Genomic DNA, 21,765 nt, shown 5'->3' on the forward strand with positions numbered 1-21,765 from the left:
CGGACACATCGTAGTCGTGCGGCGGGCCGCTACGGTTGAGCGCGTGATCGACGACTGGACGATGCCCGCGTACCTGGCGATAGTGCTCGGCGCTGTCCTGTTCGCCGCCGTCTTCGTCCCCGTGCTGGCGTGGGAGTCGCGTCGGCAGGGACGCATCCTGCCGAGTCGTGTCCTCGGCGCGGCGATGGTGGCCGTCTACGGCCTCGCGTTGATCACCTACACTCTCGTCCCGATTCCGACCGAGGAGTGGTGCGCAGCGAATCCGCGGCCGCCGCGCAACCTCGAGCCGCTCTCGTTCGTCCACGACATCCTCCGCTACTATCGCGCGCACGGCGGCCGCCGCACGCTCACCAGTTTCGTGTTCCTGCAGGCGGCGCTCAACGTGCTGCTTTTCGTGCCCTGGGGCGCGTTCCTGCGGCGGTTCTTCGGGCGCGGCATCGTGTTCGCGACGCTGTCGGGTGTTTTGGTCTCCGGGCTGATCGAGCTGACCCAGACCACGGGCGCGTTCGGCCTGCTGGCCTGCAGGTACCGCGTCGGCGACGTCGACGACGTCATCCTGAACGGGTCCGGGGCGCTGATCGGCGCCGTGTTCGCGCCCCTGCTGCTGTTCTTCCTGCCCGACCCGCGTGGCGCGGCCGAGCGGCGCCGCGCGCCCCGCCCGGTGACGAGGGCGCGCCGGCTCGTCGGCATGCTGATCGACGCCTCGGCCGTCGGTATGGTGCAGGTCACCCTCGTGCTGACCTGGCGGATGTACGACGTCTACGTGGCGGGCAACGCGATCGCCGACGAGTCGGCCTGGGTGCCGTTCCTCGCGGGCCTCGCCGCGTTCGTGCTCATCGCCGTCCTCCCCGCCCTCAGCCGGGCCGGCGCCTCCCTCGGCCAGCGCGCGATGTGGCTGCAGCCGGAGTTCCCAGCCCCACCCTCGCCTGGCCGACGGCTCGCACGCGCCATGGCCGGTCTGGGCGCCTGGTCGTTGCTCAACGCCGTCGGGTCTGTTCCTTTCGAGGCGGTCGCATCCGTTGCAGGCTGGTTGGCTTCGGCCTTCGCGACCGTCGCCGTGGCCTGGGTGCTGTTCGACCGCTCCGCACGCGGCCTTTCCCTGCGGGCGACCGGCGCCACCCTCGTCGACGCGCGCGAGGCCGGGTAGCCGCTGGTTACTCGGTCGGCTTCGCGCGGCCGGTCAGGTCCGCGATGTAGGCGACGGCGAGGTCCGCCCCTGCCTCGAACAGCTTCGTCACGTCGACGGCCTCGAAGCGCTCCGCGACGGTCGGCTCGACGGTGGAGAGCACCGTCGAGCGGTCGACGTCGGCGAGCAGCGAAGCGATCTCCTGCTTCAGCGCCGGTGAGAGGATCCCGTTCTGGGCCCGGCTGGCCACCTCGGCGGCGTACTTCTCACGGTTGGCCACTGTCCGCGGGTCCTCGCTGATCAGCATGTCGGCGGTCAGGTGCAGCAGCTGCTGGCCGCGCTGCAGGTCACCGTCGCCGAGGTCGGCCACGACGCGGCGCAGCATCGGTCGCTCGGGCAGCTCGGCCTGTTCCGCCATGATGTGGAACCGGTAGCCGAGCACCCGTTCCCGGGTGCGGGCGCCGTGGCGGTCCGTGTGGCGGAAGCTGGGCACCAGGTCGCCCTCGTTGGCGGCGGACTGGGAAAGGGAGTCCAGGAGTTCGCGCCCGGGGTCGTCGTTTGTCTCGCGCAGCGGGATCGCGCGGATGAAGAGCGTCGCTACGAACTGGATGGCCAGCAGCGGGTAGAGCAGCAGGAACACCAGGTGGAGCTGGTCGGCGAGGCCTTGGCGGACGGCGTCAGCCACCGCCGGCGGCAGCTGCGCGAGCAGGCTCGGGTCGAGGACCGCGCCCGCGCTGATCCCACCCTCGGGAAGGGCAGAGGCCGCGTTGTCGGGCAGGTGGGAAAGGATTGCCTCGGCGAGGCCCGCGGTCATGATCGCGCCGGCGATCGCCGTGCCGACCGTGGATCCGACGTTGCGGAAGAACTGCGTCGAGGCCGTTGCCACGCCCAGGTCGAGACGCGTGGAGGCGTTCTGGATCACCAGCACGTACTGCTGCGAAACCATGCCCATGCCGATGCCCATGATCGTCATGGCCCCGGTGAGAAGCGCGGCGCTGGAGTCGTGCGCGAGGCGGGTGAGGATGGCGACGCCGACCCCCATGACGACGATGCCGCCCAGCATCAGCTCCTTGTAGCGCCCGGTGCGGCTGACGATCTGGCCGGAGAGGATGCCCATGACGACGAAGCCCAGCATCAGCGGCATGAGGATCAGACCGGAGTTGGTCGCGTTGACGCCGAGCACGCCCTGCGCGTACACGGGGATGTAGATGATGGCGCTGAACATCAGCATCGCGAACGCGAACACCGAGACGTTGGTCAGGGTGAAGATCGATGAGCGGAAAAGGCGCAGCGGGAGCACGGGCTCCTCGGCGCGGGTCTCCGCGAAGATGAAGAGGCCGAGCAGCACGGCGCCGGCGGCGAACAGCCCGATGATGACCGGGGAGCCCCACGCGTAGGTGGTGCCGCCCCAGCTGGTCGCCAGCAGGATCGTGACGAGCGCGGGCGTGAGGGTGACCATGCCGAAGACGTCGATCTTCGCGTCGCGGGGGGTGTGCGGCAGGTGAAGGAAGCGGGCGACGAGGAGGAACGCGACGATGCCGACGGGGAGCGCGATGAAGAACAGCCACCGCCAACCGAGATGGTCGGTGACCACGCCGCCGACGAGCGGCCCCGCGACCGAGGTCAGGCCGAAGACCGCACCCATCACGCCCTGGTAGCGGCCGCGCTGCCGGGCGGGGACGATGTCGCCGATGATCGTCTGCGACAGCGGCATGATCGTGCCCATGCCGAGGCCCTGGACGGCGCGGCCGAGGACGATCATCCAGAAATTGGTCGCGAAACCCGAGATGAGCGACCCGCACATGAAGACGACGAGGCCGGCGAGGAAGAACGGGCGTCGGCCGTACTGGTCGGACAGCTTGCCCGCGATGGGGACGATGATGGCCGACATGAGCATGGCGGCCGTGGCGACCCACGAGTAGTGGTCCATGCCTCCCAGCTCCGCGACGATGCGTGGCATGGCAGGCCCGACGATGGTCTGGCTGATCGACGCGGCGAACATGCCGACGAGCAGGCCGATGAAGACGCGCCTCGACTGCGGGCTGAGTTGGAACGTCTGCGGTGTCTCCGTCATCGGGCGGCCCACCAGCCCTTGAGCAGCTCCACGGCGTCGTCGTGGGGGATCGGCCCGTGCTCCGTGCGGTGCTCGAGCAGGAACGTGTACGCCTCGCCGACCTCGCGGCTCGGTCCGATGCCGAGGACCTCCATGATCTGGGTGCCGTCGAGGTGCGGACGCAGCGCGTTCAGCTCCTCCTCCTTCGCCAGCTCGTCGATCCGCCACTCCAGCTCCTCGTACGCGCGGCGCAGGCGCGTGGCACGGGTGCGGTTGCGCGTGGTGCAGTCAGCGCGAGTCAGGATGTGGAGGTGCTCCAGCTCGTCGCCCGCGTCGCGGACGTAGCGGCGCACGGCCGCATCCGACCACTCGCCGTCGGAGTAGCCGTGGAAGCGGAGGTGCAGGTCGATCAGCTTCGTCACGGACTTCACCACCGCCGACGAGTAGGTCAGCTCGCGGAGCCGCTTCTTCGCGAGCTTCGCGCCGACGACGTCGTGGTGGTGGAACGTGACCTTCGAGCCCTCGAAGCGCCGGGTGGCCGGCTTGCCGATGTCGTGCAGCAGCGCCGCGAGCCGGTTCACGATGTCCGGCTCGTGGCCGCGCTCCTTCTCCAGCGCGATCGCCTGGTCGAGCACGGTCAGCGTGTGCTGGTAGACGTCCTTGTGGTGGGCGTGTTCGTCGATCTCGAGCTGGAGCGCGGGCAGCTCGGGCAGGAACTGGTCGGCGAGCCCGGTGCGCACGAGCAAGTCGAGGCCCTCGCGCGGCTTGTCTGTCAGCAGCAGGCCGGTGAACTCCGCCTGGATGCGCTCCTTCGAGACGATCGCGAGGCGGTCGGCCATGTCCTTCATCGCCTGCACCACCTCAGGGGCGACGGCGAACCCCAGCCGCGACGCGAACCGCGCCGCGCGCATCATGCGCAGTGGGTCGTCGGAGAAGCTGCGCTCGGGCGTCGAGGGGGTGCGGAGGATGCCGTCCGCGAGGTCCGTGAGGCCGCCGTACGGGTCGACGAACTGGCGCGTCGCCACGTTGATGGCCATGGCGTTGACGGTGAAGTCGCGGCGGATCAGGTCACCGTCGATGGTGTCGCCGAACGCGACATCGGGCTTGCGGGACGAGCTGCGGTAGATGTCCGCGCGGAACGTCGTGACTTCGATCTTCCAGTCGTGACCGTCGGCCCGCTTCATCGCGCCGATGGTGCCGAATTCCTTGCCGATGTCCCACGTCGACGGCGTGAACTGCCTCAGCAGCGCGTGCGTCTCCTCGGGCCGGGCCGACGTGGTGAAGTCGAGGTCGTCTCCCAGCACGCCGAGCAGCGCGTCGCGCACCGACCCCCCGACGAGGTAGATCTCGTGCCCCGCGTGGGAGAACAGTCGGCCCAGGTCGTCGATGACAGGCGCGATGCGCAGCAGCTCGCGCATCGCGTTGGTCTGGGCGTGGGTGAGGTTCGGCACGAGGGGCAAGTCTACGTCCCCCCGTCGGTCAGGAAAGGGTTGCAGCGAGGGGCAGCGCTCTTTCCTGCGGGGCTTGGCAAGATAAGGCCATGAACGACATCTGGCAGAACCTGGCGCTGAGCGGCGTCGTGGTCGTCGTCGCGGCGGTGCTGCGGGCCGTGCTGCGGTTCGCGATCCGGCGCACCGTGCGGGTGCTGACCACCAGGGACCACCAAACGAACGAAGACTTGGGCGCAAAGGCGCGGCGCGTGCTGGAGAAGGCGAGCGGGGCGGCATCGGCGCGGCATCGGCAACGGGTCGAGACGTTGGGATCGTTGCTGCGCAACATCGTCGACGTCGTGCTTGTCGTCCTCGTCCTCCTCACCATCCTCGCGATCTTCGGCGTCCCGATGGGGCCGCTCGTCGCATCGGCGGGCGTTGGTGGCGTCGCGCTAGGCTTCGGCGCGCAGTCGCTCGTCAAGGACTATCTGTCCGGGATCTTCATGCTCACGGAGGACCAGTTCGGCGTCGGGGACCTCGTCCAGATCGGGGTGCTGACGGGGACGGTGCAGGAGGTGACGCTGCGCGTCACACGGCTGCGCGACCCGTCAGGCACCATCTGGTACGTCCGCAACGGCGAGGTGCTGACGCTCGGCAACGTCTCACAGGGCTTCTCGACATCGGTGATCGACATCCCCATCGCCGTCGGCGAGGACCCGGAGAAGGCGAAGGAGGTGCTGCGGGCTGCGCTCGCGCCCATGGCCGAGGAGCAGGGCTGGGCGGAGGTGCTGCTTGAGGCGCCGGAGGTGCTGGGCGTCGGAGCGGTAACCGCCACCGAGATCACCATCCAGATCAGGCTCCGTACCGGACCCAACGAACAGGCGGCCCCGACCCGCGCGGTCCGCGAACGCGCAGTCCTCGCCCTCGCCAGCGCCGGCTTCGGCTCTGCTGGTTGAGTCGGAGTTCGCCTCGTCGCATAGGCTGGGGGCCGCCGTACGTGGTGGGAGAGCGGAGGACTCGGATGGCGCAGTCGGGCAAGCGGCCCTCGGGCGGGGGCAAGAAGCAGGCCAAGAAGGCCCCTCAGGGGTCGCGCGCGAAGCGGTTCTGGAAGCGGCTCGGCATCACCGCGCTTGTGGCGTTCATCGTCGTCGGCCTCAGCGGGATGGGGGCGTTCTTCTTCCTGTACGCGACGACCGACCTGCCGGACCCGAACGCGGACTTCCAGACCAACACCACGTTCATCTACTACCGCGACGGCGAGGAGCGCCTCGGCTCGCTCGCGGTGCAGAACCGGCAGACCATCAGCTATGCCGAGATGCCGCAGTTGATGAAGGACGCCGTCGTCGCCGCGGAGAACCGCACGTTCTGGGAAGACCCGGGATTCTCCGTTACCGGCATCGCGCGCGGCGCGTTCTCCATCGCAACAGGTGGCGAGCTGCAGGGCGGCTCGACCATCACGCAGCAGTACATCAAGATCCTCTACCTCGACTCCGGGCAGCGGCTCTCTCGCAAGGTGCGTGAGCTGATGCTCGCCATCAAGATGGGTCGCGAGCTGCCGAAGGAGGAGATCCTCGAGGGGTACCTCAACACCATCTACTTCGGCCGCGGCGCCTACGGCATCCAGGCCGCCGCGCGATCCTTCTTCCTGAAGGACGCCAAGGACCTGACGCTCGAGGAGTCCGCCGCGCTGGCGGCGATCCTCAACAATCCGGCCGCGTTCAACCCGTCGGGCGGGCCCGAGAAGCTCGAGAAGCTGCTGGGGCGCTACCAGTACGTGCTCGACGGCATGCTCGACATGGGCGCCATCACGCAGGCCGAACACGACCGTGCGCATCCCGCCCTGCCCGAGTTCCCCGAGGTTCCGGTCAACGACCGCTACGGCGGCTGGAAGGGCTTCCTGATCAAGGAGGTCGAGAAGGAACTCGAGGACAAGGGCTTCAGCGAGGCCGAGATCCAGGGCGGCGGACTGAAGATCGTCACGACGCTGGACAAGTCCATGCAGGCCGCCGCCGCCAAGGCCGGCGAGGAGTACCCGAAGCGGGCGGCCGAGGGCGCCGCGGGCGACCCCGATCCCGCCGACCTCCACGTCGCCATCGCCTCCGTCGACACGGCCAACGGCGGCATCCTCGCCATGTACGGCGGCCCGGACTACGTGAAGAACTCCCGCAACTGGGCCACCACCCCGCGCGCCGCGGCGTCGACGTTCAAGGCGTTCGCCACTGTCGCCGGCCTGCGCAACGGGTTCTCGCTGGATTCGATCTTCAACGGCAACACGTTCACCCCGCGCGGCGACTCAAAAACGATCCGCAACGAGTTCAGCCACCAGTACGGGCCCGTGACGCTGCGCCGGGCCACCGCGGACTCCATCAACACGGCGTTCGTCGACATGACCGAGCAGATGCCCGATGGGGCGAACGAGGTGGCAAAGGCCGCCAACGACGCGGGCGCGCCGACCGGTGCCGGCTGGGACATGAACAACCGCATCGCGCTCGGCGCCGCGGAGGTCAGCCCGGTGAACATGGCATCCGCCTACGCGACGTTCGCCAACTCGGGCGAGCGTAACGAGGCCCACATCGTCGACCGTGTCCTCGACCGCAACGGCGAGGTGGTCTACCAGGCGGAGCGCGCGGGCGAGCAGACCATCGACGAGAACGTGGCCGCCAACGTGACCGACGCGCTCACCTCCGTGGTCTCGGAGGGCACCGGCACGCGTGCGTCGGCGCTCGGCCGGCCCGTCGCGGGCAAGACCGGCACCAACGACATCGACGGCGACATCACGTCGGCCTGGTTCGTCGGCTACACGAAGCAGGTCTCCACGGCGGTCATGTACGTGGCGGGCGACTCCGGCGTGGAGGACCTCGAGACGTACAAGCGGCCGCAGGACGGGACCTTCTTCGGGTCGACCTATCCGCTGATGACCTGGGTCGACTTCATGACGACGGCCACCGAGGGCATGCCCGTCGAGCAGTTCGACCGCGCCCGCGAGATCCGCCCCGAGCGGGGCAAGACGGCCGAGCCGCAGCGGTCCGAGTCTCCCAGCCCCTCGCCGTCGCCCACGCCGACGCCGAGCGAGACCCCGACGGAGACGCCGACCCCCACTCCCACCAGGACAGCGGAGCCGACGCCGACCCCGACGGCCACGCCGACGACCGAACCGACCGAGGAACCGACGGAGCCCACAGAGGAGCCGACGGAGACGCCGACCCCGGACAAGACCGCGTCGGTCGAACCGCCCACTCGGCCGGAGGCGACAAAGGTCCCTGACGACGACGCGGGGTCGTGACCGACGCCCTGATCCCGCGCCTCGGCGGCCCCATGGGGCGGCACGCCAGGCGCACAGGCGTGTGGTTCACGCCGCTCCCGTGGGCGGTTTTTCTCGCGGCCGGGCTGTTCGCGCTGCTCTTCCTGCGGCATGTGCCGTGTATCCAGACCGACGCCGACGACGTCATCAACACCTACATCCGGGCCTGCTACTCGGACCTGCAGCCGGTCTTCCTTGGCGAGGGCCTCGGCCTGGGCGGCTCGCCGCTGACGTCCGCTCAGATGACCCTGCCGCCGCTCGTTGCGGTGCTCGTCATCGCCAGTCGCGCCGTCGCGGTCGCGTTGGGGGCGCCGGTCGCCGTCGGCGCCACTCTGCAGGAACAGGTCGACGCCAGTGTCGTCTTCTTCGCCGTCACCACGGTCGCACTTTTCGTCTGCTTCCTGGTACTCGTGCTGTGCATGGGCCGGCTGGGGCGCGGGCACACGCGATCACCGAGCTGGGACGCGGTGGTGGTGGCGGGCTCCCCGATCGTGCTCGCCGTCGGCCTCATCGACTGGACGCTCTTCCCGCTGGCGCTGACAGCCGTGGGGCTCCTGCTGCTGGCCCGTGGGTTGATGGTCCCCGCGGGGATCGTCCTGGGTTTGGCAGCGTCCGCGGGGACGATGCCGATCGCCGTCGTCGTGGCCGCCGTCGTGGCGCTCGGGTTGCGCAGGGGCTGGCGGATGGCGTCGGCGGTTGGCGTCGGCGCCGCGGCGTCGTTCCTGCTCGTGCACCTGCCGCTGCTGTTGGCCGACCCCGGGCGGGTGTACGCCTTCTATCACGGGGAGGTCAACAAGGAAACGGGCTACGGCTCGATCTGGTACCTCCTGGAACTGGTGGGCGCGCCGCTGCGGGAGATCGGGTCGTTCGGGTTCGCCGTGCTCGTGCTGCTCCTCGGAGTACTGATCTCCTGGCTGTATGTGACGGGGCGGCGCCCCCGTGTCGCCGACCTGGCGGCCGTCGTCGTCCTCGCGACGGCGATGCTCGGCCCGGCCTTCCCGCCGCAGACCGCGCTATGGCTGCTGTTCGTCGTCGTGCTGGCGCGGCCGTTCCACACGGAGCTGGTGGCGCTGACGGCAACGCAGGTGGCCTACTACCTGGCGATCTGGGGCTGGCTCGGCGGCGGGCTGACCATCGCCCAGTCGGGGCCGTACCTGCTGTACTGGCTGGCGATCATCTTCCGCTGGGCCGTCGAGTGCTGGCTCCTGATCCGCATCCTCCGACAGTGCGCCGCGCGGTAGCGGCGCATCCGTCGCCCAGCCGGGTCCCGGGGCTGTGAGGTCGAGACAGTCATCCTTTGAGCTCCCCGCTGAGCGCGACCCAGGTTGAGAACGTTCAGTTGGCCAGCGATCTGCCTCACCGCCGTCGTTCGGTGACGAATCCAGCCTCAAGGCCTCCGGTCGGGCGACGGAATCAGCCTCCCTATCTTTGCTGCCCACTTGTCTGCGCGGTCGGGTGGTCATCGTTCCTCGAGGAGGCGCCGCGCACGTCCTTGCACCGAGTACGAGTTCCGCGGCGCCGTCTCGAAGGGTCCGAAACCCACCGGCGTGCTGGGCTGCCGCGGCTCCCTGCTCACAGTGTCGGACGTTTCGACGCGGGCCCGGCGATCCGCGCGGGGGCCTGGCTCAACGAACGAAGCCTGGGCCTGAACATCGCGTCAGCGGATCATCAGTACCGAACTTGCCTCTCTCGTGGGCGCGAGTAGCACAAACGTCGGGTCGACCTTGAAGGCGCTGGCCAACGACCGCGTACTCAGACCTTCAAACGCCACGGGTGATCAGGCTTGCTCGATTCGGACGACCTTGTCGAGGCCTGCGAACGCGCCTTGGTCGCGGGTCACCAGCGTGAGGTCATTCGCGAGCGCCGTCGCGGCAAGCAGCCGGTCCAGCACATGGGCGCGGGCGGACCCGCCTGCGGCGGTGACTGCGGCGAGGATGCGGTCGTACGCGTCGGAGCACGCGTTGTCGAAGGGAAGACCAGCTCCGAAGGCTGCGCGAAGTGTCTGAAGGCGGGCGCTTCGCACCTTGAACTCCGTCAGGGATGTGGTCGTGTGAAGCCCTTTCGTGAGTTCCGACCAGCTGAGGGAACTCACGAAAAGCCCGGTGAACGGTTCGAGGCGCGGCGCTTCCCCGGCGTGCGATGCGGAGGCGATCAGGATGTTGGTGTCGAGCAGCGCCTTCATCGGGCCCACGGGTCCGAGTCGCCGTCGAAGTCAGATCGGGTTGCGCTCAGCTCGTCCGCCCAGGCGGGGTCTATCGGCGTGGCAAGGATCGCACGCAGGAACGCTTCTGGACTGACCTCGTGATTGTGAGGGGGTGGCACGAGCCGCCCGATTTCCCGCCGGTGCCTCGTCACGAGGTAGGTTTCGCCGCGTTCCACCTCGGCGAGCGCATCGGAGGGGTTCTGTCGGAGTTGCCCCACGGAGATCGTCTTCATAGCGGCGAGTCTAGCAAATCTAGACAATTTAGCGATTAGCGGCGGAGCTCGGTGGCGAGCGGGTACTTTGGTGGAGTGGATCGAGCCCGGCCAGACCGGTGGAGCTGTCCCTCAGCTCGCGAACGGGATCGGTCGGGTCCGGCCTGGCTGGATCTGTGGCAAGCGGAGAGTCGTGAGATCGTGTTCGCCCACGGAGGGCTGAGCTGGGGACGCGTTCGTCGCTGAGTTCGCGCCCAAGCGCTCATGGACTGTCGCGCTGCAGTCGCGATAGTCCAGTCGTCTAGGCGTCCTCGTCGTCCGGGAAGAACAGGTCTTCGATGGTGCAGCCGAACGTGGCCGCGAGGCGGAAGGCGAGGGGGAGTGAGGGGTCGAACCGGCCTTTTTCCAGCGAGATGACCGTCTGACGGGAGACCCCGAGCTCGTCGGCGAGGCGTTGCTGGGACCAGCCGCGGTCTTGGCGTCGATCCGGAAGCGCGTTGCGCATCAGCCTTCCGCCCTTCGGATGAGCAGATACCGCACGGCGAAGTCGGCCGTGGCCAGGAACCACAGCGCGCCGAGGAGCAGCGCGGGGGCGACGTCGAGGTCGAAGAGGGCGAACGCCCCCGTGCCGAGGCCGAGGACGACCATCAGGTCGCCGAGCGCGCCTAGCGCGGCCCGCTCGAACCAGACGTTCTCGACGTTCTCCTCGGGGTTCTTCGTCGCGCCGGCGATCGTTGAGCGGTCGACGAGGAGCACCCAGGCGAGCGCCGTGGACACCGGCAGTAGCACGGCCGCGAAGATGGCGAACGCCACCCACGGCCGGGAGGGGTTGTCGAAGGCGACGAACAGTCCGCCGATGGTTGACGACAGCGCCGCTCCGAGGACGACGGAGACGGCGATCAGCCGGCCCGCGCCTCCGCCGAGGATCCGGGATCGTCCCCATCGGGTCTGCCTCGAGGTGGTGGGGGTGTTCATGGTGTTCTCCTTTCACCGATTGGTAAAGGAAACTGTACAGTCAAGTGAACTGTACGTCAAGGATGCTTTACTGTGCTGGTCGAGCCGGGCGGGAAGGTGCCAGTTCAGCGTCAAGACCAACGGATCTCGTCGGCGGTCACCGTCGTCATCCGGGTGGTGACCGGGACCTCGTCGCCGACCTTCACCGTCGGGGTAGACCCGGGCACGAAGACCATCGACGAGTGCATGTGCGGGGGCTCGGCGAAGGCGCGCTTGCGGCCGCCGACGGCGAACGGGGAGAGCGAACGGCCCAGCGCCGCCTGCATGCCCTCGGTGGCGGTGACCAGGCGTTTCCTGACCGAGCGCTGAGGCACCGGCGCGGCCATCGCCACGCCCTCCGCGGTGCCGCCTGAGACAATGACGACGAAGCCGGCCTTCGGCATCGGCGCCTGGTGATAGCCGATCCGCTGCCCCTTCGCGACCGGGTGAACGTCGAGCACCGTCGCGGTGGTCTCGTAGGCGCTCCGGTCGCCCAGCCACAGCCGGGTGCCGACGCGCATCCGAGTGGGCACCTCGAGTTCGCCGGCCAGCGTGCGGTAGTCGGTCACGCTCAGATGGGATACCCAGACGGGCGCGGGGAGAGCGTCGACGGCGGCGTCGGCGAGCCTACGCGCCTCATCGAGCGATCCCGTTGCCGGCAGGTGGATCGCCCAGCCCTCGGGTCGCAGTCCGGCGAGGGCGTCGACGGCGGCAGCGAGCTCGGCGACGGCAAGGCCGTGTCGGAGCATCGACGTCGACAGCTCGACGATCACCCGCGCGCCGGGGTGGCCGGCGGCGATCGCGCGAAGATCCTCGACACGGGACACGGTCGTGACGACGGCGTCGTCGTCGAGCAACTCCGTGGCCAGCGCGTCGAACGGGCGCCACGGATTCAGCACGACGACGTCGCCGGTCCAGCCGCCGGCGCGGACGCGCGCAACCTCCTGCGCGATCCCCACGGCGATCGCATCGACGCCCAACTCGGCTGCGCGCGCCGCGAGCAGCTCGAGCGTGAAGCCGTAGCCGTTGCCCTTCGCGACGGGGACAATGCCGGGGATATCGGCCAGGAGCGTGCGCTGATGCGCGTCCCACCGGGCGCGGAAGATGTTCAGCGTGAGCGCCATGGTCACCGCCGCTTCAGGTAGAGCATGAACGCGGCGTACAGGGCCTTGTTGATGGGGTAGTCCCACTCGCCGAGATAGGCGACGGCCTCGCCGCCGGTGCCGACCTTGAACTGGATCAGGCCGATCTCCGGGTCGTCGGCCCCGACGCCCTCAGTGATGCCGCGCAGGTCGTAGACGGCGCAGCCCGCCGCGGCAGCGTCGCGGATCATCTGCCACTGGATGGCGTTCGAGCCGCGCACCTCGCGCTTGGCGTTGGAGGAGGCGCCGTAGGAGTACCAGGCGTGCTCACCGACCCGCACCATGGTCGTCGCGGCGACCAGGTCGCCGTCGTGCTCAGAGAGGTACAGCCGCATCCGGCCGTCCTCCTCGGCGTTCAGCGCGTCCCACATCGTCTCGAAGTAGGAGAGCGAGCGGCCGGTGAAGCCGTCGCGCGCGGCGGTCTCGATGTAGACATCGTGGAAGCGGGCGAGGTCGGCGCGCTCGCCGAGCCGGACGACGACCCCCTCCTTCGCCGCCTTCTTGATGTTGCGACGCCACAACTGATTCATGCCTTTGAGGAGCTCGTCCTCCGTCTTCTGGGTGCCGTCGGCGTGTCTCAAGGGGAGCTGGAAGTTGAACATCGGCTGGCCGGCGGCGAAGCCTTCGCCGTGCTCGTCGGTGCTCCAGCCGCCGTGCAGCAGGGTGTTGCGCAGGCGCGTTGCGACGAGGTCCGTCGCGTCGGGCGCTACCTGGCTGAGCCGCGCGACGGCGTCGTCGGCGACGGCGGCCTTGATCGTGTCCGCGTACCAGCGGCGGTGGACGAGGGTCGGCCCGATCCGGACGGCGAACGCCTTTCGCGACTTCGCGTAGGCGACGAGCGCGCGGAGGTGCTCGGCGACGTCCGCACGTCCCCAGTCGAGGACGGGTCCCTCAGGCAGATAGGCGAGGAAGCGGCGGAGCTTCGGCAGCTGCCGGTAGAGGACCAGCCCGACGCCGGTCAGCTCGCCGCTGTCGAAGAACCCGATGGTCTCGGACCGCCACTCCGGCTTCACCTTTCCCCACGCGGGGGTCTGCAGGAACGACGCAGACCCGCGATCGGCGACGAAGCCGAGATGCTCCTCGGCAGAGATAGGACGTACCTCGATGCTCACCCGCCCAGGCTACCGTCCCGCATGGCGCCGCGTACCCGCGCATTTAGGCGCGAAGGGCCAGTACGCTCGTTCGCATGACTGATATGAACAGCAAGCCTGAAGTCGACTTTCCCGGCGGCGAGGCGCCCGCCGACCTCGTGATCACCGACATCGTCGAGGGCGACGGTGCGGAGGCCAAGGCCGGCGACGTCGCGCACGTGCATTACGTGGGGGTCGCCTTCAGCAGCGGCGAGGAGTTCGACTCATCCTGGAACCGCGGCGCGGCGCTGTCGTTCCCGCTGGGCGCCGGGCACGTCATCCGCGGTTGGGATCAGGGCATCCAGGGGATGAAGGTGGGCGGCCGGCGTCAGCTCGTCATCCCCAGCCACCTCGCGTACGGCAATCGCGGCGCCGGTGGCGTCATCGCGCCGGGGGAGACGCTGATCTTCGTCTGCGACCTCGTCGGCCTTAACTGACCCAGGAGACACCAAGAGCCCGCCTCACCCTTGGGGGGATTCACGGTGAGGCGGGCTCGTCTGGTGTCGCGCCTTCAGGTCGGCGACTCCTGTCTGAGAATAGCTGAGAAAGTCTCAGATTGCTAGTCGTAACGGAAAATCGGGTCACGGAATCTGAAGCGAGCGGCGAAAAAGCCCGTTGCCACCGGCGTTTAGCCTTTCTGTGCGGTTTCTCAGGTCAGGAGAAGACCTTGTCGATGGAGTCCTTCAGCGCGGGGTCGACCTCGATGCTGCTGACGAGCTTCCCGTCGGCCAGGTCGGCCTGGCGCTCGGTGTACGCGGCGACGATGGCGGCGATGGCTTCCTCGTCGCTCATCGCGCCGGTGTCGACGACGAGATCGAAGTTCTTCTCGTCGGCCCAGCCGGTGCCGTAGATCCGCTTGGTGAAGCGCTGGCGCGTCTTGTCGTCGGCCTTGATCTTGTCGGCAGCCTTCTCGTCGGAGATGCCGTCGCGCTGCGCGATACGGTTCGCGCGCACGTCGACCGGCGCCTTGACGAAGACGTCGAGCGAGTCCGCGTAGCCGCCGAGCACGACGAAGCCGCCGCGGCCGAGGATGACCACGTCGCCGCCGGCGCCGATGGCCTCGATGGTCTTGTTCATCCACTCGATGGTCCAGACGCTGTCCTCCTTGTAGAGGTCCCAGAAGCTGGGGGGCTCGTCGCCGTAGATGTCGTCGAGGTGGATGAGGCCGTACTGCTTGATGACACCGTTGATGGTGGACTTGTCGGCGAGCTTCCAGCCGAGTTCCTTGGCGACGCCGCGCGCGATACGGCCGCCGTGGCTGCCCAGCTGGCGCGAGATGGTGATGACAGACACTGTTCCTCCTTGTACCGCCATGTCCGGACAAATGGCGTGGTAGGTCCGATTCTAGATGACAGATTCCCGGCTGGCTATGCCGCCTGGTCGACCTCCAGCGGGAGGCCCGCGCGCACGTCGTGGAGTTCCTCGCCGATCGTCATGCGGTAGAACGAGCGGTACACGAAGTACATGCTGGCAAGCAGGAACACGACCGCGAGGACCGTGGTCAGCGTGCCGCCACCCTGTTCCTTGAGGCTCACGGCGAGTTCCACGGCCAGGAGGCCGAACAGTGTCGCGAACTTGATCACCGGGTTCAATGCGACAGACGACGTGTCCTTGTACGGGTCGCCGACGGTGTCGCCGACGATCGTCGCCTCGTGCAGCGGCGTCGACTTCGCCGCCAGGTCCACCTCGACCAGCTTCTTCGCGTTGTCCCACGCGCCGCCCGCGTTGGCCATGAAGATGGCCTGGTACAGGCCGAACAGCGCCATGGCGATCAGGTAGCCGATGAAGAAGAACGGCTCCACGAACGCGAAGGCGAGGGTGGCGAAGAAGACGCCGAGGAAGATGTTGAACATGCCCTTCTGCGCGTACTGCGTGCAGATCTGGACCACCTTCGACGAGTCCTCCGCGCTGGCCTTCGTGGCGTCGTCGTCGAGGCGGATGTTGTCGCCGATGAACTCGACGGCCCGGTAGGCGCCGGTGGTCACGGCCTGGATCGAGGCGCCGGTGAACCAGAAGATCACGGCACCGCCGACGAGCAGGCCCAGCAGGAACGGGGCGTGCAGCAGGGAAAGGTTCTCGACGTCGTGCGTCAGCCCGTCCGTGAGGCCCATCATGATCGAGAAGATCATGGTGGTGGCGCCCACGACCGCGGTACCGATCAACACCGGCTTCGCCGTCGCCTTGAACGTGTTGCCCGCGCCGTCGTTGTCCTCGAGGAGGTACTTGGCGCGCTCGAAGTCCGGGGTGATGCCGTAGTCGCGGGCCAGCTCATCCTCAATCCCGGGCATGTCCTCGATGGTGGACAGCTCGAACACTGACTGCGCGTTGTCCGTGACCGGGCCGTAGCTGTCGACGGCGATCGTGACGGGACCCATGCCGAGAAAACCGAATGCGACGAGGCCGAACGCGAACACCGCGGGCGCGAGCATGATCTCGCCGAGCCCCAAGGAGGAGATCCAGTACGAGATGCCCATCAGGCCGGCGATCGCCATGCCCAGCCAGTAGGCGGAGAAGTTGCCCGCCACGAGGCCGGAGAGGATGCCGAGCGAAGGGCCGCCCTTGCTGGACGAGACGACGACCTCGCGCGTGTGCCGCGCGTTGGTCGAGGTGAAAACCTTCACCAGCTCGGGGATGAGGGCGCCGGCGAGAGTGCCGCAGGACACGATCAGCGAGAGCTTCCACCACAGGCCGTCGCCGAGGCCGCCGATCAGCGCGAGCGAGGTGAGGAAGGTGGTGGCGATGCACACCACCGAGGTGATCCACACCAGAGAGGTGAGCGGGCGCTCGAAGTCCATCTCGGTCGCATTCGCGTAGCGGGCGCGGGTGAGGGCCGCGTTGACGAAGTAGGAGAGGCCGGACGCGACGACCATGACGGCGCGGATGACGAACAGCCACACGAGCAGCTGGATCTGCATCGTCGGATCCTGCACGCCCAGCAGGATGAACGTGATGAGCGCGACGCCGGTAACGCCGTAGGTCTCGAAGCCGTCGGCGGACGGACCAACGGAGTCGCCCGCGTTGTCACCGGTGCAGTCGGCGATCACGCCGGGATTGCGGGCGTCGTCCTCCTTGATGTGGAAGACGATCTTCATCAGGTCGGCGCCGATGTCGGCGATCTTGGTGAAGATGCCGCCGGCGATGCGCAGCGCGGAGGCGCCGAGCGACTCGCCGATCGCGAAGCCGATGAAGCACGCGCCCGCGATCTCCGGGGGCAGGAACACGAGGATGACGAGCATCATCGCGAGCTCGACGGAGATCAGCACCATGCCGATGCTCATGCCGGAGCGCAGCGGGATGTCGTGCAGCGGGTACGGCTTGCCGCCCAGAGCCGCGTGCGCGGTGCGGGAGTTGGCGAGCGTGTTGACGCGGATGCCATACCACGCGACGCCGTACGAGCCGGCCATGCCGATCAGCGAGAAAGCGATCACGATGGCCGTCTTGCCGATCCCGAGGTCGACCAGGAAGAGGTAGTAGACGACGATGATCGTCGCGATGAACCCCCACAGCAGGAACAGGAACTTGCCCTGCTGCTTCAGGTACGCCTTGCAGGTGGTGTAGATGAGCTCGGAGATCTCGCGCATCGCGGCGTGTGCGGGCATCTTCTTCAACGACGAGTAGGTGAGCACGCCGAAGCCGAGGCCCAGCGCGCAGACGATGAGGCCGAGGCCAAGCAGGACGTCGCCGGGGAGGCCGAAGAAGGCGACCTTGCTCAGGTCGGGCAGCGGCAGGTTCGCCTCACCGCCCGAGTGTGCGTCGGGCGAGCCTCCGCTCGCACAGCCCGCCAGCAGCAGTGCCGCGGTGGCCGCCGACGTCCACAGGGCGCGGCGGAGGAACGTGGGGGTTGGGGACTGCGATGTGCCCATTTCTGATACTTCCGTTGGAACCAGGTTGAGGCGGCGATTTCGCCGCCAATCTCATCCTACGACTCGTAGTATTTGCGTCCGCCGCGGGGTTCCGCTACCCCCGCTATAGGCTGGCGGAATGGACGTCGTCGACCTGGATGAGCTCGCCGCCGAGCAGTCCTCCGCGCCGAGGCGCCCGCGGAGGCGACCCTCGCTGGGTCGGCTGGTCTCCCGTCGGGCGGTGGCCGTCGTAGCGGGCGCTGTCGCCCTCGCCGTCGTGACCGTGGGCGCCGTCGTCTCCTCCCGTGATCCGCTGCCGGTGCAGGCGGCGGGCATGCGGAACGGCCCTCGGGTCGGGTGGAGCTCCCCGGGAGGGCTGAGCGCTGTGATCACCATCGACGACGCGCGCGTCGTCACCACCGACGACATGACGATCCGCGCCCGCCGGGCCGACGACGGCATGGAGCTGTGGAGCGTCGACCGGAACTCGCTCGACCTCTACAGCGCGTCGCAGCTGCGTGACTTGCCGGGAACGCCGTGGGTGTTGGTGGGCAACTCCGACAGCCTCGATACGACGGTCGCGGTCCTCCTCGACCGGGACGCGGGCGCGGCCGCGTACCGGCTCGAGCTTCCCGGGCCGGAGAGGACCGCGAGCGAGTACTACCAAACGTCCGCCCTTGTTTCGACGGCCGAAGGCACGCTGTTCGTCCTGACCCCGCCCGCGGACGGGGGCGGGATCGCGGTGTCGAGGCTCGCCTCGCCGAACCTCGACGACGTGGTGTGGCGCTCCGAGATGCCGACGGGTGCGGAGGGTTTTCCCCTCTGGTGGCCGTACGCGGAGGAGAGGGCCGGCTACGTGCTGCTCGGCCACGAGGACGCGAGCTGGCCCGGAAGGCTCCTGGGGGCCCTCGCCCTCGCCGACGGCGCGCCCGCGCCGTGGCTTCCCGATGGCGCTCGGTTCGACGTGTTCGGCGACGTCGCCGTGATCGAGGGCGAGGACGGGCGCGTCGGCGTCGATCTCCGCACGGGGGCCGAGCTGTGGCGCCGGCCTGGAGCGGTGTCTGTCGGCGCGGCCGACGAGGTGCTCGCGGAGGTGAGCGGGGGTCGGCTGACGCTGTTGTCGCCGCGGACGGGCGCCGAGCTGTGGTCGGTCCCGACCGAGCACGAGCGGGTGCGGGTGACGCGCTGGGACGACATCGTCGTGGCGTACTCGGGCGTAGAAGTGTCGTGGGGCGAAGATCGCGATCCGAACGCCGCGATCGTCACGGCATTCGACCTGGCTACCGGCGCGCGGCGGTGGCGTATCGACCTGGGCGACCCTGTCGTCGAGGTGCTCCGCGGCGAGGGCCAGTTGGTCGTGGTGCAGCACTTCTATGAGGGCGAGCTGGTTTCTCCTGAGCAAGAGTCTGAGTTCAACATTGTCACCGAGGTGGAGAGTCGGAGCGGTCTCGCGGCCGTCGACCCCGGCACCGGCCGCATGAGGTGGAGCGAGGATCTCGGCCCCGGTTGGGTCTCGCGTCGAGGCACCCGGATCGTGTGGAGCCCCGACACCGGCGGCGACGAGTTCCTGCGATGAACGGGGCGGACTTCGTCGACCTGGATGAGCTGGCCGCCGAAGAAGAGGCAGGGACGGCCCCTCGTGAGCGGCGCCCGTGGGTGAGGTCGGCGCGGCGACTGCTCCGACCGCAGCGCGTGGCATCCGTCGTCGGCGTGCTGGTACTCGCCCTGGTGACCGGCTGGGCGGTGCTCGCCGACCGTTCGCCGCTGTCGGCTCAGGTTCTCGGCATGCGGCACGGTCCCGAGGTGGGGTGGACGATAGCGGCGTCGGAGGCATTCACGGGCTTCGATGCCGTGGAGGGCGACCTCATGGTCCTTTCGAACGAGGACGCCGTCCGCGCCCGCCGAGGAAGCGACGGCGCGCTGTCGTGGGAGGTCACGGCCGCGTCGCTGGGCATCGGCGCCGTGCCGGTCGTTTCCGATCTCCCGGGGACGCCCTGGGTCGCGGTCACGGCCAGGGGGTTCGACTCCTCCCCGCAGTCCGTCGGGCTGCTCCTCGACCGTGCGACGGGGCGCGTCGCGCACCGGCTGGAACTGCCCGCGCCGGAGGAGACCTACTCCGACTACTACCAGGCCACGACGCTGTTCTCCGCCTCTGACGGGACGCTACTCCTCGCGACGCCGATGCAGGAGGGGATGAGTGTCGCGAAGCTGAGCGCGCCCCGCGTGGACGACCGCGCCTGGCGGATCGAACTCCCGGAGGCGGGCGGTGACTCGCCCTGGTGGGACCCGCAGGCGGTGGCACGGGGCTCCTACCTGCTGATCGGCGACGGCAACGCCGACCGCTTCGGCAGGTACGTGATTGCGCTGCAGGCCTCCAACGGCGAGCGCGCCGACTGGTTGCCGCCCGGTGCCGAGGCCACCCCGTACGGCGATGTCGCGGTCGTCGAGACCGGGGAGGGCCGGATCGCCTACGACCTCGCCAACGGGGCCGAACTCTGGCGACACCGCGGCGGATACACCCTGGCCACCCTCGACGGGGTGATCGCCGAAGTCGTGGACGGCCGTCTCGCGTTGTTGTCGCCGCGCACAGGTGCCGAGATCTGGTCCGTGCCCTCCGAGGACGAATGGGCCAGCCTCACGAGATGGGGTGACGACATCGTCGTCTATCAAGGATTCCTTGGCCTCGTCGGAGCGGACGATGGCAGCCCGATGGGTCGAGTGGCAGCGTTCGACCTCGCGACGGGGCGGCAGCGGTGGCGCACCGACCTTGGTGGGACGGTCGGCGAGATCGCCCGAGGCGAGGGCCAGCTCGTGGCGTCGGTATATCGGGCGTTGTCGGAGGCCGAAAGCACTTCCGGTTCCGCGAGCGGCGTCGTCGGCCTCGACCCCGAAACGGGCGAGGTGAGATGGGACCAGGGTCTTGAACCCGACCGGGCGACCTTGCGGTTCGGCACGCGGATGTTTCAGGCGGCGGGGGAGCGGAGCGACTACCAGTTCCTGCGGTAGCCGACGACGACAACGGCCGGGCGCAGTTCGCGCCCGGCCATCGCCTCGAGTCCGACGGATCTCACGCCGCGGCGATCGCCTCCAGCGCCGCCTGCCAGCGTGCGGCAAGCGCGTCGACGTCGGCGTCCTCGGGGAGATGCTCGTGGGAGAGGTTCAGGTTGGTGGTCGCGTCGTCGCCGCTCAGTTGAAGGTCGACGACCGTGCGCGGCGCGTCCTCATCCGCGTGCCACGAGAAGCGGATCTGCTCCCTGGGATGGAAGCTGCGGGTCACGCCGTACGTGCCGTCGGTCGCGGCCCAGTGCTCGCCCTTCTGGCCCAACTGGCCACCCTCGCCGAGCAGCGCCTCCGCGCCGTGGGGTTTCATGAGGGCGTCCCACACCTCGTCGAGCGGTCGCTCCACGACGAGGCTGACGGTCACGCTTGAGGTTTCGGTTTCCTCCACCACTGACATTGGTACACCTCCAGGTATCCAACGGGCGACTACCACGGCGCCCTGAACACCAAGCCTAGCCCTCCCCGCGAGACCCCGACAGGGACCCCGGGAAATCCATCCGATGCCGCAGATGACGCGCCCTTGGCGCGTTCAGCAGCAGGTCATTCCCCCGTCGATGGGGAGGTGCGCGCCCGTGATCATTGACGCCACATTGCTCAACAGGAACAGCACCGGTCCCGCGATCTCGGCCTCCGTCGCCCAGCGGCCGAGAGGCATGCGCGCGAGCGCCGGACCCTCGATCTCAGGGCGGCCCCAGTAGAACGCGGACATCTCGGTCATCACGACCGTGGGATGCACGCTGTTGACGCGGATGCCGTGTTCGCCCAGTTCGAGCGCGCTGACCCGCGTGATGTTGTCGACCGCGGCCTTCGAGGAGCCGTAGGAGACGTGGTTGCGCAGGCCGATGAGCGAGGCCTGGCTGGATACGTTGACGATCGAGCCGCCCCGGCCGAGCCGGATCATGGTGCGGGCGGCGTACTTGGTGACCAGCAGCGTGCCGCGAGCGTTGATCGCGATGACCTTGTCGAAGACCGCGATGTCCGTGTCGATCGGGGAGGCGATCTCTCCGCCGAAGCCGCCGCAGTTGACGACGCCCCACAGGTCGAGGTCGCCGATGGCCTCCGCGATCTCTTCCTCGGAGGTCAGGTCGAACCGCACCGTGCGGCAGCCGGTGTCCTCGCTCAGCACGGCGAGCAGCTCGTCGCTGGTGCCGGCGCCGATCACGTCGGCGTTCGACGCGACCAGCTGACGCACGATCTCGCTGCCGATTCCGCCGGTGGCCCCGGTGACAAGGACCGGGCGGCCCTCGAAGTCGATGTTCATGTCAGTCCTCGT

General features: G+C 68.8%; 19 protein-coding genes. 7 read left to right on the top strand and 12 right to left on the bottom strand.

Translation table 11 applies throughout. The annotated features are described in order from the left end of the window. Positions 1-43 precede the first annotated feature (43 nt). Entirely contained in the window at positions 44-1,147 is a 1,104-nt protein-coding gene (locus IPJ61_RS15050) for a VanZ family protein (RefSeq protein WP_297109287.1), read from the top strand. A gap of 7 nt (positions 1,148-1,154) precedes the next feature. Here the strand turns inward: IPJ61_RS15050 and IPJ61_RS15055 are convergent, their stop codons facing one another. Both IPJ61_RS15055 and IPJ61_RS15060 read right to left on the bottom strand, forming a co-directional pair. Further along, on the bottom strand, positions 1,155-3,200 hold the full coding sequence (locus tag IPJ61_RS15055; protein ID WP_297109290.1) for an MDR family MFS transporter: 2,046 nt from the start codon (positions 3,198-3,200) through the stop codon (positions 1,155-1,157). Further along, complete coding sequence (locus IPJ61_RS15060) at positions 3,197-4,597, bottom strand: CCA tRNA nucleotidyltransferase (RefSeq protein WP_297110960.1); 1,401 nt, start codon at positions 4,595-4,597, stop codon at positions 3,197-3,199. The genes IPJ61_RS15055 and IPJ61_RS15060 overlap by 4 nt, the downstream gene beginning before the upstream one ends. 122 nt (positions 4,598-4,719) lie before the next feature. On the opposite strand from IPJ61_RS15060, the gene IPJ61_RS15065 reads away from it, so the two are divergent. The 3 genes from IPJ61_RS15065 (at position 4,720) to IPJ61_RS15075 (ending at position 9,151) form a co-directional block, all read left to right on the top strand. Next, the gene (locus IPJ61_RS15065) at positions 4,720-5,565 is read left to right on the top strand and encodes a mechanosensitive ion channel family protein (protein WP_297109293.1); all 846 of its coding nucleotides are present in this window, start codon (positions 4,720-4,722) and stop codon (positions 5,563-5,565) included. 65 nt (positions 5,566-5,630) lie between these two features. Then, positions 5,631-7,892 (top strand): transglycosylase domain-containing protein, encoded by a 2,262-nt coding sequence (locus IPJ61_RS15070; RefSeq protein ID WP_297109296.1) that lies wholly within the window; start codon positions 5,631-5,633, stop codon positions 7,890-7,892. After that, positions 7,889-9,151, top strand: coding sequence for a glycosyltransferase 87 family protein (locus tag IPJ61_RS15075; protein WP_297109298.1), 1,263 nt, complete (start codon positions 7,889-7,891; stop codon positions 9,149-9,151). The genes IPJ61_RS15070 and IPJ61_RS15075 overlap by 4 nt, the downstream gene beginning before the upstream one ends. A 536-nt stretch (positions 9,152-9,687) precedes the next feature. Here the strand turns inward: IPJ61_RS15075 and IPJ61_RS15080 are convergent. The 6 genes from IPJ61_RS15080 to IPJ61_RS15105 form a co-directional block, all read right to left on the bottom strand. Further along, positions 9,688-10,092, bottom strand: a complete 405-nt coding sequence (locus IPJ61_RS15080) for a PIN domain-containing protein (RefSeq protein WP_297109300.1) — start codon at positions 10,090-10,092, stop codon at positions 9,688-9,690. Continuing rightward, entirely contained in the window at positions 10,089-10,346 is a 258-nt protein-coding gene (locus tag IPJ61_RS15085) for a type II toxin-antitoxin system Phd/YefM family antitoxin (RefSeq protein WP_297109303.1), read from the bottom strand. The genes IPJ61_RS15080 and IPJ61_RS15085 overlap by 4 nt, the downstream gene beginning before the upstream one ends. 280 nt (positions 10,347-10,626) lie before the next feature. Further along, positions 10,627-10,830: a helix-turn-helix transcriptional regulator gene (locus tag IPJ61_RS15090; RefSeq protein WP_297109306.1), complete on the bottom strand. Its 204-nt coding sequence runs from the start codon at positions 10,828-10,830 to the stop codon at positions 10,627-10,629. Then, positions 10,830-11,300: a hypothetical protein gene (locus IPJ61_RS15095; RefSeq protein WP_297109308.1), complete on the bottom strand. Its 471-nt coding sequence runs from the start codon at positions 11,298-11,300 to the stop codon at positions 10,830-10,832. Before IPJ61_RS15095 ends, IPJ61_RS15090 begins: the two co-directional genes overlap by 1 nt. 110 nt (positions 11,301-11,410) lie before the next feature. Continuing rightward, positions 11,411-12,442, bottom strand: a complete 1,032-nt coding sequence (locus IPJ61_RS15100; protein ID WP_297109311.1) for an alanine racemase — start codon at positions 12,440-12,442, stop codon at positions 11,411-11,413. Positions 12,443-12,444: 2 nt separating this feature from the next. Further along, entirely contained in the window at positions 12,445-13,572 is a 1,128-nt protein-coding gene (locus tag IPJ61_RS15105; protein ID WP_297109313.1) for a lipid II:glycine glycyltransferase FemX, read from the bottom strand. Between the two features lie 83 nt (positions 13,573-13,655). On the opposite strand from IPJ61_RS15105, the gene IPJ61_RS15110 reads away from it, so the two are divergent. Continuing rightward, on the top strand, positions 13,656-14,027 hold the full coding sequence (locus IPJ61_RS15110; protein ID WP_297110963.1) for an FKBP-type peptidyl-prolyl cis-trans isomerase: 372 nt from the start codon (positions 13,656-13,658) through the stop codon (positions 14,025-14,027). A 217-nt stretch (positions 14,028-14,244) separates the two neighbouring features. Here the strand turns inward: IPJ61_RS15110 and IPJ61_RS15115 are convergent, their stop codons facing one another. Together IPJ61_RS15115 and IPJ61_RS15120 are read right to left on the bottom strand one after the other, a co-directional pair. Further along, positions 14,245-14,883, bottom strand: coding sequence for a cytidylate kinase-like family protein (locus IPJ61_RS15115; RefSeq protein WP_297109315.1), 639 nt, complete (start codon positions 14,881-14,883; stop codon positions 14,245-14,247). Positions 14,884-14,957: 74 nt separating this feature from the next. Beyond that, positions 14,958-17,453 carry a sodium-translocating pyrophosphatase gene (locus IPJ61_RS15120; protein WP_297109316.1) on the bottom strand — a complete coding sequence of 832 codons (2,496 nt, stop codon included), beginning with the start codon at positions 17,451-17,453 and terminating at the stop codon, positions 14,958-14,960. Positions 17,454-17,571: 118 nt separating this feature from the next. Between IPJ61_RS15120 and IPJ61_RS15125 the strand changes: the two genes are divergently transcribed. After that, positions 17,572-19,008, top strand: coding sequence for an outer membrane protein assembly factor BamB family protein (locus tag IPJ61_RS15125; RefSeq protein WP_297109319.1), 1,437 nt, complete (start codon positions 17,572-17,574; stop codon positions 19,006-19,008). Further along, positions 19,005-20,438, top strand: a complete 1,434-nt coding sequence (locus IPJ61_RS15130) for an outer membrane protein assembly factor BamB family protein (protein WP_297109322.1) — start codon at positions 19,005-19,007, stop codon at positions 20,436-20,438. Before IPJ61_RS15125 ends, IPJ61_RS15130 begins: the two co-directional genes overlap by 4 nt. Positions 20,439-20,499: 61 nt before the next feature. On the opposite strand, the gene IPJ61_RS15135 is transcribed toward IPJ61_RS15130, so the two are convergent. Both IPJ61_RS15135 and IPJ61_RS15140 read right to left on the bottom strand, forming a co-directional pair. Then, entirely contained in the window at positions 20,500-20,889 is a 390-nt protein-coding gene (locus IPJ61_RS15135; protein ID WP_297109324.1) for an SRPBCC family protein, read from the bottom strand. A 132-nt stretch (positions 20,890-21,021) separates the two neighbouring features. Further along, the gene (locus tag IPJ61_RS15140) at positions 21,022-21,753 is read right to left on the bottom strand and encodes an SDR family oxidoreductase (RefSeq protein WP_297109327.1); all 732 of its coding nucleotides are present in this window, start codon (positions 21,751-21,753) and stop codon (positions 21,022-21,024) included. Positions 21,754-21,765: the final 12 nt, after the last annotated feature.

Source organism: Tessaracoccus sp. (genome assembly GCF_016714275.1).
Lineage (GTDB): Bacteria > Actinomycetota > Actinomycetes > Propionibacteriales > Propionibacteriaceae > Arachnia.

Coding starts and splice junctions, on each gene's coding strand:
- IPJ61_RS15055 (WP_297109290.1), bottom strand. CDS start 3,200: ATGACGGAGACACCGCAGACGTTCCAACTCAGCCCGCAGTCGAGGCGC.
- IPJ61_RS15060 (WP_297110960.1), bottom strand. CDS start 4,597: ATGCGCGAGCTGCTGCGCATCGCGCCTGTCATCGACGACCTGGGCCGA.
- IPJ61_RS15065 (WP_297109293.1), top strand. CDS start 4,720: ATGAACGACATCTGGCAGAACCTGGCGCTGAGCGGCGTCGTGGTCGTC.
- IPJ61_RS15070 (WP_297109296.1), top strand. CDS start 5,631: ATGGCGCAGTCGGGCAAGCGGCCCTCGGGCGGGGGCAAGAAGCAGGCC.
- IPJ61_RS15080 (WP_297109300.1), bottom strand. CDS start 10,092: ATGAAGGCGCTGCTCGACACCAACATCCTGATCGCCTCCGCATCGCAC.
- IPJ61_RS15085 (WP_297109303.1), bottom strand. CDS start 10,346: ATGAAGACGATCTCCGTGGGGCAACTCCGACAGAACCCCTCCGATGCG.
- IPJ61_RS15090 (WP_297109306.1), bottom strand. CDS start 10,830: ATGCGCAACGCGCTTCCGGATCGACGCCAAGACCGCGGCTGGTCCCAG.
- IPJ61_RS15095 (WP_297109308.1), bottom strand. CDS start 11,300: ATGAACACCCCCACCACCTCGAGGCAGACCCGATGGGGACGATCCCGG.
- IPJ61_RS15100 (WP_297109311.1), bottom strand. CDS start 12,442: ATGGCGCTCACGCTGAACATCTTCCGCGCCCGGTGGGACGCGCATCAG.
- IPJ61_RS15110 (WP_297110963.1), top strand. CDS start 13,656: ATGAACAGCAAGCCTGAAGTCGACTTTCCCGGCGGCGAGGCGCCCGCC.
- IPJ61_RS15120 (WP_297109316.1), bottom strand. CDS start 17,453: ATGGGCACATCGCAGTCCCCAACCCCCACGTTCCTCCGCCGCGCCCTG.
- IPJ61_RS15125 (WP_297109319.1), top strand. CDS start 17,572: ATGGACGTCGTCGACCTGGATGAGCTCGCCGCCGAGCAGTCCTCCGCG.
- IPJ61_RS15130 (WP_297109322.1), top strand. CDS start 19,005: ATGAACGGGGCGGACTTCGTCGACCTGGATGAGCTGGCCGCCGAAGAA.
- IPJ61_RS15135 (WP_297109324.1), bottom strand. CDS start 20,889: ATGTCAGTGGTGGAGGAAACCGAAACCTCAAGCGTGACCGTCAGCCTC.
- IPJ61_RS15140 (WP_297109327.1), bottom strand. CDS start 21,753: ATGAACATCGACTTCGAGGGCCGCCCGGTCCTTGTCACCGGGGCCACC.